Below are 14,668 nucleotides of genomic sequence, written 5' to 3'. Positions count from 1 at the left end.
CACAATGCGATCCATTGAAACAAGCAAGGAATCACACGCCGCTGAACGCGCGTTCATCGAAAACAATGCACTGATGCTGCGCGCGGTCGGCATCGGCAAGACCTTCACGTTGCACGGCCAGGGCGGCGTCCAGATCGAAGCACTCGCGGGTGTGTCGCTCAATGTCGAACGTGGCGAGTGTGTCGTGCTGGTCGGGCCGTCAGGCGCCGGCAAGAGTACGCTGCTGCGCTGTTTGTACGGCAACTATCTGGCCAGTACAGGCTCCATTGCGATTCGCGACGCGGCGGCGGATGACGGACAGCCGGTGTCGCTCACCGGCGCCGAGCCGCACGACGTGCTGCGTCTGCGCCGCGGCGTGGTCGGCTACGTCAGCCAGTTTCTGCGCGTGATTCCGCGCGTGCCGACGCTGACGCTCGTCGCCGAACCGCTGCTGTCGCGCGGCGTGGCGGAAGACGAAGCCCGTGCCCGCGCCGCTGCGCTGCTCGCGCGGTTAAACGTGCCCGAGCGGCTGTGGTCGCTCGCGCCCGCCACCTTCTCCGGCGGCGAACAGCAGCGCGTGAACATCGCCCGTGGCTTGATCGCCGGGCATCCGCTGCTGCTGCTCGACGAGCCCACGGCCTCGCTCGACGCGGAGAACCGCGACGTGGTCGCCGATCTGATCGTCGAGGCACGCGAACGTGGCGCGGCGATCGTCGGCATCTTTCACGACGAAGATACTCGCAACAAGGTGGCCACGCGCCGCCTCGAACTTCAGCCGCCGCTGCGTCACTAACCGGCACGGAACGGCACTAAACTGAACCAGTGAGCTGAACCACTGAGCTGAAACACCGGGTCGAAGCACTGCGCTGTAACGCCCGGGACAGACTACGGAGCAAGTCGATGTTGATCAGGAACGCTCGCATCGTGACGCGAGATGAAGTATTTACCGGCGTGGTACGCATTGAAGACGGCGTGATTCGCGACGTCGAGCGTGGCACGACCTCGGCGCTCGAAGCGGAAGATTGGGACGGCGACTATCTGTTGCCGGGTCTGATCGAATTGCACACGGACAACCTCGAGAAGCATCTGGCGCCGCGTCCGGGCGTCCAATGGAATACCGATGCCGCTTTTGTGATCCACGACGCGCAAGTGGCGGCGGCCGGCATCACCACGGTGTTCGACGCCCTCGCGATTGGTTCACGCTCGAAAGTAGGGCTGCGTGGGCGCGATCAGCAAACGCAATGCGCCGAATCCCTCGCGCGCTTCTCCGAGCGCAAGCTGCTGCGTGCCGAACACTTTCTGCATCTGCGTTGTGAAATCGCTACCGCCGACGTGGTCGAGGTGTTCGATTCGTTGTGCGCGCATCCGTTGCTGCGGCTTGCGTCGGTGATGGATCACACGCCCGGCCAGCGTCAATGGCACGATCGCGAACAATGGCGGCGCTTTCAGGAACGCAACGGCAAATTGACTGACGAACACGTCGCGACCGCGCTGGTGGAGCTGTCGGTCGAGCAGGAACGCTATGCCGATGCGCACCGCCGCGAGATCGTGGCGCGCTGCAAGCGGCTTGGCATTCCGGTGGCGAGCCATGACGACACGTTGATCGAGCACATCGAACAGGCCAAGGCCGAAGGCATCGTGCTGGCCGAATTCCCGACCACGCGCATCGCCGCCGAAGCAGCCCGCGAGCACGGTATTTCGACCATCATGGGCGCGCCGAATATCGTGCGCGGCGGCTCGCATTCGGGCAACGTCTCGGCGCTCGAACTGGCGAAGGCCGATTTGCTCGATATTTTGTCGTCGGATTACGTGCCGTCCAGTTTGATGACGGCCGTGTTCGAGCTGGTCGGTAAAGCCGGCTGGACCCTGCCGCGCGCTATGGCAACCGTCTCGGCCGAGCCGGCTCGCACGGCGGGCCTGCATGACCGCGGGGCGATCGAAACGGGTTTGCGGGCGGACTTCGTGCGCGTCACGATGCTCGACACACTGCCGGTGCCGCGCGCGACGTATCGCGGCGGCGTGCGGATCGTCTGACGTTTAGGTGTTCATGTCTCGCTGGGTGCGGGCAGCAGCGGTTCCACCGCGGCCCAGCGCGTCCAGCGAGGCGTCTGGTCGGGCGCTTCGACGCGCAGCGTGCGCGAGCCGTCGCCAAAGACCAGCGATTCGATATTGAATGCGCTCCCCGCTTCAGTACCCGCTTCGACGCCGGCTTCAATGCCCGCTTCGAGGCCCGCTTCAATGCCGACCTCGCGCACGTGTCCGGATTGAAAGGTGAAACTGAGGTTGCCTTCGCGCAGTAACTCGAGATAGGCGGCGAAGTCAGTCGTAGAGGAACGGGTGGCCCAACGATTCAGGAGGGTGGCGGCGATTTCGGCGTCGTACATTCTGTACCTCTCTGGACATATGCCGTAACCCGACTATAGCCGAAAAGCACGTAACGTGCTGCACCGCAGCATATCGATTGCAATTCAAAAGCGCACCACGTCAGGTGGATAGCGGCACGCGCTCCGGTTCATCCGCTTCAAACCACGCTGGATTGCGCTCGGCAATCGGACCGAGCGACATCAGAATCTCGCGTAAGTGGCTGCGCATCGCCTCTTCGGCGCCGCTCGGGTCGTGCGCGCGAAGACCCGCGAGAATTTTCGCGTGCTGCTTGATCAGCAGATCGAGCGGCGATACGTCAGGCAAACTCAAATAGCGCACCCGATCCATCTGCGCCTTGATGTCCTGAATCGTTTCCCATGCCGCCGTGCAGTCGATCGCCTGGGCAATCGCGTAATGAAATGCCTCGTCGAGCGCGAGGAAAGCCGCGGTGTCGTTCGATTTCGCCGCAAGCTTCTGGTCGCGAAGATTGTCGGCGAGGGCCTGCAATTGCTCGTCGGTGATCGACACGGCGGCCTTGCGCACTACCGCCGTCTCGATCGCTTCGCGAATGAAGCGCCCTTCGCGCACCCTTCAGGCAGAGCGTGCGCGGGGAGCCATAGACGCGTCGCAATGAATCCGCGCGTTGGGGAAGTCACGCAGTCGGCTCCGCCTCGCGGCCGTGCGTTGCCCCTTCGCCCGCCTGCGACTGTTTCAGCTCCCGCGCCTCGATCACATCCCGGTAGCGCAGATACGCACACCGCCCGCCGGATTTGGCCGCATACATCGCAGCGTCGGCGTGGAACAGCAGTTCCTCCGCCGTGGCGCTGTCGTCCGGAAACTGACTGATGCCAATGCTCGCGCCCACCGTCATGCTTTGTCCGTCGATCCGCAGTTCTTCATTCAACGTGCCCATGATCCGCGCGGCAATCCCCGGTGCGGCTTCCGCGGAACGCGGTCCTTCGATCAACACGATGAACTCGTCACCGCCGAGGCGCGCCGCGAGATCCGCCGTGCAAAGCACGCGCTTGAGCCGTTGCGCCACGATGGCCAGCACCTTGTCGCCAATCGAATGACCGAACTGGTCGTTGATCTGCTTGAAGCGGTCGAGGTCGACGAACAGGACGGCGAGCCGCTCCTTACGCCGCGTCGCTTCCTCGATCGCCGCCTCGAGTTTCTGCATGAACAACATGCGGTTCGGCAGGCCGGTCAGCCCGTCGTGCGTGGCAAGATGCACGAGCTCGCGCTGCTTGTTGTGCAGCACGTCCATTTGCGATTTGATTTCCCGGCGCAGACGATCGAAACAGCGCGCCAGCACGCCGATCTCGTCGGTACGTTTGAGCGGCAGCGTTTCCATCGCGTGCTCGGCGAACAGATGCGTGGCCGCGTGCGCGAGGCTGTGCAAAGGCTTTGTCAGCGCACGGGCGAACAGAACCGCCAGGAACAGCGCCAACACGCTGAAAACCATCACCATGCGAATAATGCTGTCACCCAGCAGGTGGGCGCCGGACAATACATGAGCGAGCGGCTTGGCGAGGCCGAGCACGACAAAGCGGTTGCCCTCGGACGCGCCGAACGGTCTGCGTACGAAAGCGAGCACCTGACCGGCCGCCTGCCGCGGGTATGCAAGACCGTTCACCAGCTCTTCGCTTTGCGATTGCTCAAAGAGCGGCTTGGTGACAGAGAAGCTGTCCTGCATCAGGAAGCGTCGACCCCTGTCGAAGCCGAATGTTTTCGAGGCATCCGGATGGACCAGAAAGTCACCCCATTCGTTGGCCAGATAGACCTGATAGTCGCTTGGCAAATCGCTCTGCAAACGTTTGAACAAACCGGCCAGATCGACGTCGATAACGATCACGCCCACCACCGCGCCACTCGCGCTCGCCACCGGCGTGCCGAGCCGCAGCGTCGGTTTGCCCTCGGCCGCATGCGCACCGTACTCGTGATTGACCAGAATCGGCGACGAATAAATTCGGCCGGGCGAGAACGCCAGCGTGTCGAACACATACGCGAACTGGCCTTTTTCCTGCAAATTCTTTCCTTCGACCCGCACAAGGCCGTCCGCGTCGCGGTCGAAACGAATCAGCTCGAGGCCGTGGTGCTGACGGGTAATCAAACGGATTTGCAGGTACTCGGGGTGGTGAACCATGAAGCTGGCATACACCTGCGCCAGCCGTTCGCGCGACGCATTCGCGCCAGAGCCGTCGTCGGTCTGCGCGACGCGCGCCGAAGAAGGCAAGCTCGCGAGCACCAGCGCGTCCGCGGCGACGTCGTCGATCGCGACGGAAAAACGCTGGCCCAGCAATTCAGTTGACGTCAGCAGGCTGCGTTCGGCTTCGCTCACGAGCATCGTGCGGTTCGCACGGTACGCGTAATAACCGGTCGCGCCGGACGCGAGCACGCCGATGCACGCAAGCAGGATCGATAACTTGATTGTCAGGCCGGGGCGCATCTTCAGAAACGCTCCGAGCGGTCGCCGGATACGATTCTGCGCCACAGGTCCTCGCGCCGCTGAATGTCTTCCACCGGTCCGATCCAGACGATGTGCGCGTTGTCGCGGCTTTCGGCAGGCGCCGTCAACGTATTGGCAAGCCCCTGACGTTGCGTCAACAACGCACTGACGTCCGGTTCAAGCATGTAGTTGATCCACGCAAGCGCGAGCGGGCGATCTGTTGCCGAGCGCGTCATCGACCAGCAGTCCAGCCACGCGAGCGCACCTTCATCGGGAATCACGTAGCCCACATCCGCACCGGCGCGGCGCAGCGATTCGACCTGCTGGGTGCCATAGTTACCGAACATCAAGGCCACTTTATGCTGGATGAAAAACGCGGTCGCTTCTTCCGGCAACGTGTAATAGGTCAGCAGGTTGCGGCGCAAATCGACGAGCTTTTGAGCGATCACGCGCATCTGCGCGGCGTCCAGCTGGAACGGATGCGGGTAGCCCAGCGCCAGTGCGGCGAACGAGAAATTATGTTGGGCGCTGTTGAAGTCGAGCACTTTGCCGCGGTAGCGCGGGTTCCACAACTCGCGCATCGAGCGCGGCGCAACGGCGATCTGCTTACGGTCATAGATCAGCCCCATCGACGAATACGTGAACGGAATGGCGTACACCTTGCCCGCCGAGGTCAACCCTTCGATCGACGACACTGCCCGAAAACGCGGCATCTGCCTTTTGGTATTCGGCAGACTGGCGGGATCGAGCGGCGCCAGCAGATTCGCGCGGGTATAGCGCTGGATTTCAGCGGTATTGGCGGCGAGCACATCGAACGGCGGCGTACCCTGGGTATGCATCTGCGCCCACAGGGCCTCGTCGGAATCGACCAGCGTGACTTCGACCTTCGCGTTATAGCGTGCTTCGAAAGTCTTCACGACGTCGGCGTCCGCATAACCAGGCCACGCCAGTACACGCAGGATTCTTTCGGCGGCCGCAACCGGCACGGACGATAAAAGGCTACAGCAGAAAACGGCGCTTATCAGTAACGTCAAAAAGCCGCCACGGCGTGGCGAATTTCCGCGAACCGCAGCGGTTGCGACGCGGCACCGGAACGGCGAATTGAAACCGCGCATTTCATCTGCTGTAAAAATCACGTGCATATAACACCACTTAGCAGAAGGCTGCTACGACGAGCGCAGACAGGCGCGCGGCGCTTACCCGCGAGCGCGGTACTCGATGACTTTGTTCAGACAGATATCGCTTGCCCTGCGCGGCTTGCACGCAGCGTATCGATGATAGCGCTACGCAGGGCGTTTTTTGTCGGGCCTCGCCGGGGTCGGCAGGAATACGCTGCTGGCATGCACCCACGCGCTCATCTCGCGCTGACCTTTATAACGGTCGGTTTCGTGCGATCTTTAACCGAATGAGTCGAGGAAACATTCGAAATGCGGACTCCGCGAACCGAAACTCGCGGCCTTGATCGCCTCTTATCGCTTGACAAAGGAAATTTGGCGGATGACGGTATACAGAATACTTCCCAACCGTAAGTCACCGCCTCTATGACCGACCCCCTGTCGACGCAGGTCCCCCCTGCCGATCCGACCGCTCAGGCGCTCACTTCATCCGGCTACCGCTACGCAACGATTGGCCAGGCGGCCGACGCCATGCGGACCGGCAACGTGGACGCCGCGATGCTCGTGTCCGAATGCGAAACGGCGTTTCTTGCCAGCAACCCTCGTTTAAACGCACTCGTTGTAACGGACTTCGACGCCGCGCACGCCGCCGCGCGAACGCTCGACGATGAACGGCACGCCGGCAAAACACGCGGACCGCTGCATGGCATTCCTTTTACCATCAAGGAATCGTTCGACGTCAGCGGCTGGCCGACCACGCTCGGCGATCCGCTTCATCGCAACAACTACGCAACCGCGCACGCCGACGTGGTGCAGCGATTGATCAACGCCGGCGCCGTGCTGCTCGGCAAAACCAACGTGCCAATCTATCTGCGCGACTGGCAAAGCTACAACGACATTTACGGCACCACTCGCAATCCACGCGACCTTGCGAGGACCCCGGGCGGTTCATCAGGCGGCAGCGCGGCCGCGGTGTGCGCCGGCATGTCGTTCTTCGACGTCGGTTCGGACGTCGGCTCGTCGATACGCAATCCCGCGCATTATTGCGGCATCTTTTCGCACAAGAGCACGCACGGCATCGTCTCGCTCAAGGGACATGGGCTGCCGGGCGGGGTTGCGGTGCCCGATATCAACGTGGCCGGTCCGCTTGCGCGATCAGCGCGTGACCTCGAAGCGGTGCTGAATGTGATCGCGGGCCCCCCCGACCCATACGCTCCGATGCGTCTCGTTCTGCCGCCGTGTGAACAAAAGGACCTGCGTGCGTTCCGCTTCGGCGTGCTGCCCAATCACCCACTCGCGGAGGTGGACGGCGAAGTCGAACACTGCATCGTCGAGATGGCGAAATGGCTGGAACGCGAAGGCGCACACGTGGTATGGAACGCGCGCCCCGCGCTCGACGCGGCGCAATTGCTGCGTACTTACACGTTGCTTCTGCGTGCTTCGACCTCGCACTACCTGGACGACAACGCCTTCGCGGCCGCGCTTGCCGCGAGCGAATCGGTGACTCCCGGAGACCACAGCTACGCCGGCCTTCAATACGTCGGGACCGCATTGCGTCATCGCGACTGGCTGAATCTGCAAACTCTGCGCGAGATGTTTTGCGCGGCATGGCGCCGACTGTTCGAGGATATCGATGTGCTGCTCTGCCCCGTCGCGGCAACCGCGGCGTTCCCGCTCGACGAAACCGGCGCGCCGTGGCAACGCACGCTGACCGTAAACGGCAGGCAACAGCCGCTGACCACCCAGCTCTTCTGGGCGGGCCATTCGGGACTCTGCGGTTTGCCGTCGACGGTGGCGCCAGCCGGCACCACGGCGGCCGGCCTGCCGGTCGGCGTGCAGATCGTCGCACCGCTTTACCACGATTTGCGCTCGTTGCGGGTCGCCCGGCTGCTCGAAGAGGCCGGCTATCGCTTCGTGCCGCCGGCCGCTCATCTGCCGGCTGCTCAGTCGGCTGATCTGCCCACTCATCTGCCAGCCTAGCCATCAGTCACGCTGCAACACGGCTCACGCAATCAACGCGATTTTTCGCCACGGGGGAACATGCATCATGGTCTGGTTCGAGTCACTGTCAAGAAACGAAAAGAAGGCGTTTGCCGGGGCATTCACCGGTCACGCCGTCGACGTGTACGACTTCATGATCTATTCGTTTCTGATTCCGGTACTGGTCCAGACCTGGCACATGAGCAAGGCGACAGCGGGCAGCATCGTCACGTGGACGCTGATCGCTTCGCTGGTCGGCGCGATCGGCGCGGGACTGTTGGCGGACCGCTATGGACGCGTACGCATCCTGCGTTGGACCATCGTCCTGTTTGCCTTCTCATGTTTCGCGTGCGGGCTGGCCAATTCGCCGACGCAGCTCACGATACTGCGGATGGTGCAGGGACTCGGCTTCGGTGGCGAATCGTCGCTATGCATGGTGCTTGTCACCGAGATGATCAAAAATCCGGCGCATCGCGGCAAATATTCAGGATTTACCGCGAGCAGCTATTCATTCGGCTGGGCCGCCGCGGCGATCGTCTACAGCACGCTTTTCACGCTGGTGCCCGCGCAATGGGCGTGGCGCATCTGCTTTTTCATCGGTGTTCTGCCGGCGTTGCTCGTCATTTATCTGCGCCGAAATCTGCAGGAACCCGAACTGTTCTCGCGCTCGCTTGAAAGCCGCGGCGCGGCGCACGCCACCAGCGCGCTGCGCCAGGTATGCAGCCGGCCACTGCTGGGTAAAACCATCCTGTGCAGTCTGCTGTCCGGCGGCATGCTGGGCGGCTACTACGCGATCGCCACCTGGATGCCGACGTGGCTAAAAGCGGAGCGCGGCCTCTCGATCTTCGGCACCGGCGCCTACCTGACGGTGATGATCCTCGGCTCCTTCGTCGGCTATGTGCTCGGCGCTTTTTCGTCGGACCGCATCGGCCGTCGCATGACGTACATCATCTTCGCGGCCGGCGCCTTTACGATGAGCCTCGCCTATATGGTGATTCCGGCCTCGAACACCGTCATGCTACTGCTCGGCTTTCTGCTCGGGGTGCTGATGCAAGGCATGTTCTCGGGTGTCGCCGCGACCATCTCGGAGACCTACCCGAATGCGATCCGCGCGACAGGTTATGGCGTGGCCTACAACGTCGGCCGGGTGATCGGCTCGCTTTTTCCGTTCGCGGCCGGCTGGCTGAGCACCGGGCGCCTGTCGCTAGGACTGGCGATTCCGGCCGTCGCGGGCGTCGGCTATTGCTGCGTGATCGCAACGGCGTGGTTACTGCCCGAAACGAACGGCGTCGCATTGGACGATGTGGGCGCGGACATCGAACGCGAGCTCGCTAGTGAACCCGAAGCCGCGCGCGCGGCGCAGAAACGCCCGGGCTGAGCACGCCATCGATTAGGCGCCCTATGGGCGCCGCTCACCCCTGGATTTAATTGCCGGCGCCAAGCCGGCATTCAGTACCGCGGACCGGTCCGGTCTGCGCTGTTGTAGCAGGGCGCCGGCACGCCACAGCAGCCATTCGCGTCCTCTGAACCACCCCGATTAAAAAGACGACAAAATTCCACCGCAAAAAAGTATTTCGTATTTTTGTATACAGCATACTGCTGTTGGATTCACACCCCTCGTGCAACGCTTCGCCCTCGCCCGGGAACGGCGAGAGCCCATAACAGGAACGACTTTGATGAAAAAGAGTATCTGCACTGCCGCCGCGCTTGCCTCCCTCTCGGTCACCGCTCACGCTCAAGGCAGCGTCACGCTATATGGTCTTATCGACGGATCGGTCGCCTATACGACCAACCAGGGCGGCGGAAAAACGTGGGCCATGGGCAGCGGCGCCACGCGCGGAAGCCGGGTCGGCTTCGTCGGCTCGGAAGATCTCGGCGGCGGCACGCGGGCGATCTTCCGCCTGGAGAACGGCTTCGACATTACGGACGGCTCCTTGGGCCAGGGCGGGCTGATGTTCGGGCGACAGGCCTACGTCGGCATCGAGAACGACCGCTATGGGCGGCTGACGCTCGGCCGGCAGTATGAGTCGATGGTCGATTACGTCGCGCAGCTGACCGCCGCCGACTGGTCCGTGTACATGGAACACCCCGGCGACATGGACCTGACCAACCGCGGCGTGCGCGTCAACAACTCGGTGCGCTACGGCAACAGCTTCGGCGGCTTCACCGGCAGTGTGATGTACAGCTTCGGCGGCCAGCCCGGCAGTTTCGGCGAAGACAGCATGTGGAGCCTTGGCGGCAGCTATGCGAACGGCCCCGTGTATCTCGGCTTCGGCATGACCTATGCAAGGCAGCCAGGTGATCTGTCGCCGGGCACATTCTGGAAATCGACCAACTCGGCGGTCGGCTCGTATGCGCTGGCCGCTCATTCATTCCTGACGGTCGGCGGCGGCGGCTCGTACACGATCGGCCCGGCAAAGATCAGCGCCGACATCACTAGCGCGAGCTACAAGCAGGGTTTCGAAGGCCAGAACGTCCACTTCATGAATTACGAGGTCAATGCGCTTTACAACTTCACGCCGGCCTTGTCCGCCGGTCTGGGCTTGACCTACACGGACGGCCAGGTCGATGCCAACAATGCCGATCCGCGCTACCTGCAGTACAACGCCATCGTCAACTACGCGCTGTCCAAACGCACGCAACTGTACGGCTTCGCGACCTTCCAGCGCGCCTTCAGTGACGCGCAGTTCGCCCAGGTAACGCAATTCATCGCCGCCTCGAGCAATAACAAACAGGGCGCTCTCGGCATCGGTTTGCGCCACAGCTTCTAAGGCCGGCAAACACTTTTTTCGCGACTTGGCATATCGCAAATTTCTGTATACAGTGTACTGATATCTGCGCCGCATGCTTTTCAAGCGCGGATATCCCACCAATCGAAGGAGTCAGACATGGCAGAACTGATGAACCGCGACGCGTTTCGCGCGGCGCTCGAACAGGCAATCAAGGGCAAGAGCGCCAACCAGGCGCCGTTCAGCGTGGCATGGGCGAGCGGCAAGCTTTCGCGCACTCATCTCGCGCGCTGGGCCGAAAACCATTACCACTACGTTGGCCCGTTCGCCGATTACCTCGGGTATCTGTACGCACGCACGCCCGACCACATGACCGAGGCGAAAGACTTTCTGCTGGCGAACATGTACGAAGAAGAGATCGGCGGTGATCGTCACACGGATCTGCTGATCCGCTTTGCCGAAGCCTGCGGCACCACCCGTGAACGCGTTGTCAATCCGGACAACATGTCGCCTACCACGCGCGGCTTGCAGGGCTGGTGCTATTCCGTGGCCATGCGCGAAGATCCGGTGGTCGCGGTCGCGGCGCTCGTGGTCGGCCTGGAATCGCAGGTACCGTCGATCTATCGCAAGCAGACACCGACGCTGCGGGAGCAATACAAATTCACCGACGAAGAAGTCGAGTTCTTCGACCTGCACATCGTCTCCGACGAAATCCACGGCGAGCGTGGCTACCAGATCGTGCTCGAACACGCGAACACGCCGGAATTGCAGCAACGTTGCCTGAAGATCTGCGAGGTCGGTGCGCAGATGCGCCTGCTCTATACGACAGCGCTCTATTACGACTACGTCGAAAAGGAAATCCCGCTTCCTGAACTCGGCATGGCCGCCTGAGTTCGCGCACTCGGTACAGCACAACGACCCGCCAAGGTCGCCGGCATAGCGCCACGGCGTCGACGGCGGGCATTTGCTTCTTTTCTTGCAGGGCCGGTATTTCATGACAAACGTTCAAACGTATCTGAACTACATTGACGGCGAATGGTGCGCAAGCCTGAGCGGCGCGACCTTCGACAATCTCAATCCCGCCGACACGCGCGACGTCGTAGGCCGCTTTCAGGCCTCCAGCGCCGCCGATGCGACAGCTGCCGTCAAAGCGGCGGCGGGCGCATTCGCGCAGTGGAAAAAACTGTCGCCTTCGGCACGCTCGAAGATTCTGCTGAATGCGGCCACGTACCTCGAGCAGCACGCTGAGCGATTCGCGGAAGAACTGACGCGCGAAGAAGGCAAACAGAAAAGCCTCGCGAAAGACGAGTTCCTGCGCTCCGCACAAACCATTCGCTATTACGCGATCGAGGCGCAATCGTTCGGCGGCGAAACCTTTCCTAACGACGATCCGGACATGACCGTCTACACATTGCGCGAGCCGCTCGGCGTGGTGACGGTGATTTCGCCGTGGAATTTTCCTGTCTCGATCCCCGCTCGCAAAATCGTGCCGGCGCTCGTGTGCGGCAATACCGTGGTGTTCAAACCGTCGTCCGATGCACCGCTCAGCGGACTTCGGCTGACCGAAGCCTTCGTGGAAGCCGGCATTCCGAAAGGCGTACTGAACTTCGTGACGGGCAAATCGAGCGAAGTGGGACCGGTTATCGTCGCAGCGCCTGAAATCCGCGCGATTTCATTCACAGGCTCGACGTCGGCCGGCGAACAGATTCACCGCGCCGCAGCGATGTCGACGCGTACCCAGATGGAGTTGGGCGGCAAGAATCCGCTGATCGTGCTCGACGATGCGGACGTGGAACGCGCCGTCGACCTCACCGTGAAAGGCGGCTTTTCCCTGACCGGCCAGGCGTGCACCGGCACGAGCCGCGTGCTGGTTACCGCACAGGTGAAGCAGGCTTTCATCGCGCGGCTGGTTGAAAAGGCCCGGGCGCTGAAGATTGGCGATGGCATGACGCCCGGCACCGAGATCGGCCCGCTCGCCACGGAAGGTCAATTGCGCACCGTGCTCGATTACATCGAAATCGGCAAGCGCGAAGCGACGCTCGTGAGCGGCGGCAACCGGATCACAAGTGGCGACTTTGGCCACGGCTTTTTCGTCGAGCCCACCGTGTTTACCGACGTCGCGCGAACCGCCCGCATCGCACGCGAGGAAATCTTCGGTCCGGTCATTGCGATCATCGACGTCGACGACTATGCCGACGCCATCTCGGTGGCAAACGACACGGAATACGGACTGTCCGCCGCGCTCGTCACGCGCGATCCGAAGCTGATGCACCGCTTCGCGGAAGACATCGCGGCCGGCACGGTGAAGATCAACCGCACCACCACCGGCAATCTGATCAATGCACCGTTCGGCGGACTGAAGAATTCAAGCACTGCGACGTTTCGCGAATCCGGCCGCGAGGGTCTGGCGTTTTATCTGCAGACCAAGACCGTCTATCGCGGCGTGTAAGCACATGACCGGCAAAGCATCCGCAACAGCGGCATGACCGACAACCTCTTCACATTCGCAAACCATGAAAGCATTTTTCAAACTCGAGCTCGCTGAAGCTCGCCATATGATCCAGGCCGCCATTGCCCGTTCCACGGAGATCGGCGTACTCGAGTCCGTCTGTGTCGTCGATGAAGGCGGCTTTCCGCTTGCGCTCGAACGGATGGACGGAGGCCGCATTACCGGTCCGCAGATCGCCTGGAACAAGGCATTCACCGCCGCCGGCCACAAGCGCTCTACTCACCTTTTCACCACGCCGCCCAACGGTCCGGCGCTGCCTGGCAATGAAGCTTTCGGGATTCAGTGGAGCTTCGAGGGGAAATTCGCAGCCTTCGTCGGCGGCTTTCCGATCGTGGTCGACAACCAGGTGGTGGGCGGCATTGGCCTGTCCGGCGGCAACGGCGAACAGGACACCGCTGCCGGTCTCGCCGGACTGGCCGCCTTGCGCGATCTGCTACGCGACACGAACCGTGAAGTGCTGGTTCAGAGCGACATCAAGCTTTAAACGCGAGGGGCGGCATTGTGAACTATCAGGTGACATGGATCGAGGAAGGCCGCAGCTTCGAGGCTTCTTCATCGGAAACCGTGCTTGACGCCGCGCTGCGCGCCGGCGTGCCGCTGCCGTCGGAATGCCGGTTCGGCGGCTGCGGTACGTGCCGCGTGAAACTCGTCGAGGGACGCGTGCAGTACGACGAGCAACCCCTGGGGCTCGCGCCGGAAGAAGCAGCCGCGGGCTATGCGCTCGCCTGTCAGGCACGGCCCACCGCCGATCTGCGCATCAGCACCGACCGGCCGCTCGCCTCGCCCGTCGCGCCCATTCGCCGCCGCGCGACGGTCGAAGCGCTGGAGCTGCTCGCTCATGACGTGGTCAAACTCACGCTCTCGATAAATGGTGCCGCGCCGTTCGACTTTCGCCCCGGCCAGTACATGCGGGTACTGTTAGGCGAGGCCGGCGCAAGAAGCTTTTCGATGGCATCCAGTCCCGGCGCGGCCACGGCGGACTTTCACATCCGTTGTATTGAGGGCGGCTATTTCACCGGCCAGCTGCTTGCCAACCTGCGAGCCGGCGATCAACTCGACGTTGAACTGCCGCTCGGCGGTTTTGGTTATCACGAAGAGGACTTTCGCCCGCTTCTGATGGTCGCGACCGGCACGGGCATCGCACCGCTCAAGAGCATGCTCGAGCAGATGCTGCCCGATCCGGGTTGCCCGCCCGTGGCGCTGTTCTGGGGCGCCCGCAGCCTCGCCGATCTGTATTTGCACGACGCGCTTACGGAACTCGCCACGCGCTATCCCGACTTCACGTACACGCCGGTGCTGTCACGCGCCGACGACACGTGGGACGGCGCACGGGGCTACGTGCAGCAGGCGGTCGTCGCGGCCTGTCCCGACCTGTCGGAACACGCGCTCTACCTGTGTGGTTCACCGGACATGATCGCCGACGCGAAGCGTGTCTTTGTCGACCATGGCGCGAGCGTGCGTTACTTCTATTCGGATGGTTTCAGCTTCCACCACGCGGACGCCGGCGTCGCACAGACGTCATCCGCCGGGCTTTAGACGTTGA

12 protein-coding genes and 1 pseudogene are annotated in these 14,668 nt (G+C 62.5%); 9 read left to right on the top strand and 4 right to left on the bottom strand.

Annotated elements, in window-relative coordinates:
* Positions 1–4 precede the first annotated feature (4 nt).
* The gene (phnL, locus tag PQR53_RS03940; RefSeq protein WP_408451279.1) at positions 5–772 is read left to right on the top strand and encodes a phosphonate C-P lyase system protein PhnL; all 768 of its coding nucleotides are present in this window, start codon (positions 5–7) and stop codon (positions 770–772) included.
* Between the two features lie 107 nt (positions 773–879).
* Positions 880–2,013 carry an alpha-D-ribose 1-methylphosphonate 5-triphosphate diphosphatase gene (locus PQR53_RS03935; RefSeq protein WP_408451278.1) on the top strand — a complete coding sequence of 378 codons (1,134 nt, stop codon included), beginning with the start codon at positions 880–882 and terminating at the stop codon, positions 2,011–2,013.
* Between the two features lie 11 nt (positions 2,014–2,024).
* Here PQR53_RS03935 and PQR53_RS03930 read toward each other — a convergent pair whose 3' ends face one another.
* The 4 genes and pseudogenes from PQR53_RS03930 to PQR53_RS03915 form a co-directional block, all read right to left on the bottom strand.
* Entirely contained in the window at positions 2,025–2,363 is a 339-nt protein-coding gene (locus tag PQR53_RS03930; RefSeq protein WP_408451277.1) for a hypothetical protein, read from the bottom strand.
* Positions 2,364–2,463: 100 nt separating this feature from the next.
* Positions 2,464–2,934: pseudogene (locus PQR53_RS03925) on the bottom strand (GntR family transcriptional regulator); the annotation flags it as partial.
* Positions 2,935–2,995: 61 nt separating this feature from the next.
* Positions 2,996–4,792, bottom strand: coding sequence for a diguanylate cyclase domain-containing protein (locus tag PQR53_RS03920; protein WP_408451276.1), 1,797 nt, complete (start codon positions 4,790–4,792; stop codon positions 2,996–2,998).
* Between the two features lie 2 nt (positions 4,793–4,794).
* Positions 4,795–5,934 carry an ABC transporter substrate-binding protein gene (locus PQR53_RS03915; protein WP_408451275.1) on the bottom strand — a complete coding sequence of 380 codons (1,140 nt, stop codon included), beginning with the start codon at positions 5,932–5,934 and terminating at the stop codon, positions 4,795–4,797.
* Between the two features lie 399 nt (positions 5,935–6,333).
* On the opposite strand from PQR53_RS03915, the gene PQR53_RS03910 reads away from it, so the two are divergent.
* The 7 genes from PQR53_RS03910 (at position 6,334) to PQR53_RS03880 (ending at position 14,661) form a co-directional block, all read left to right on the top strand.
* Positions 6,334–7,887 carry an amidase gene (locus PQR53_RS03910; protein WP_408451274.1) on the top strand — a complete coding sequence of 518 codons (1,554 nt, stop codon included), beginning with the start codon at positions 6,334–6,336 and terminating at the stop codon, positions 7,885–7,887.
* A 64-nt stretch (positions 7,888–7,951) separates the two neighbouring features.
* Complete coding sequence (locus tag PQR53_RS03905) at positions 7,952–9,265, top strand: MFS transporter (RefSeq protein ID WP_408451690.1); 1,314 nt, start codon at positions 7,952–7,954, stop codon at positions 9,263–9,265.
* 298 nt (positions 9,266–9,563) lie between these two features.
* Complete coding sequence (locus PQR53_RS03900; protein ID WP_408451273.1) at positions 9,564–10,658, top strand: porin; 1,095 nt, start codon at positions 9,564–9,566, stop codon at positions 10,656–10,658.
* 117 nt (positions 10,659–10,775) lie between these two features.
* Positions 10,776–11,507 (top strand): iron-containing redox enzyme family protein, encoded by a 732-nt coding sequence (locus tag PQR53_RS03895; protein ID WP_408451272.1) that lies wholly within the window; start codon positions 10,776–10,778, stop codon positions 11,505–11,507.
* 103 nt (positions 11,508–11,610) lie between these two features.
* Positions 11,611–13,065: an aldehyde dehydrogenase family protein gene (locus PQR53_RS03890; protein WP_408451271.1), complete on the top strand. Its 1,455-nt coding sequence runs from the start codon at positions 11,611–11,613 to the stop codon at positions 13,063–13,065.
* A gap of 64 nt (positions 13,066–13,129) precedes the next feature.
* Positions 13,130–13,609, top strand: a complete 480-nt coding sequence (locus PQR53_RS03885) for a heme-binding protein (protein WP_179740738.1) — start codon at positions 13,130–13,132, stop codon at positions 13,607–13,609.
* A 17-nt stretch (positions 13,610–13,626) separates the two neighbouring features.
* Positions 13,627–14,661, top strand: coding sequence for a 2Fe-2S iron-sulfur cluster-binding protein (locus PQR53_RS03880; RefSeq protein ID WP_408451270.1), 1,035 nt, complete (start codon positions 13,627–13,629; stop codon positions 14,659–14,661).
* Positions 14,662–14,668: the final 7 nt, after the last annotated feature.

It is taken from the genome of Paraburkholderia fungorum (genome assembly GCF_046027605.1).
GTDB classification, from domain to species: Bacteria; Pseudomonadota; Gammaproteobacteria; order Burkholderiales; family Burkholderiaceae; genus Paraburkholderia; species Paraburkholderia fungorum_F.
The sequence above is the reverse complement of the archived record's forward strand: the minus strand, read 5'-3'. Positions and strand labels throughout refer to the sequence as shown.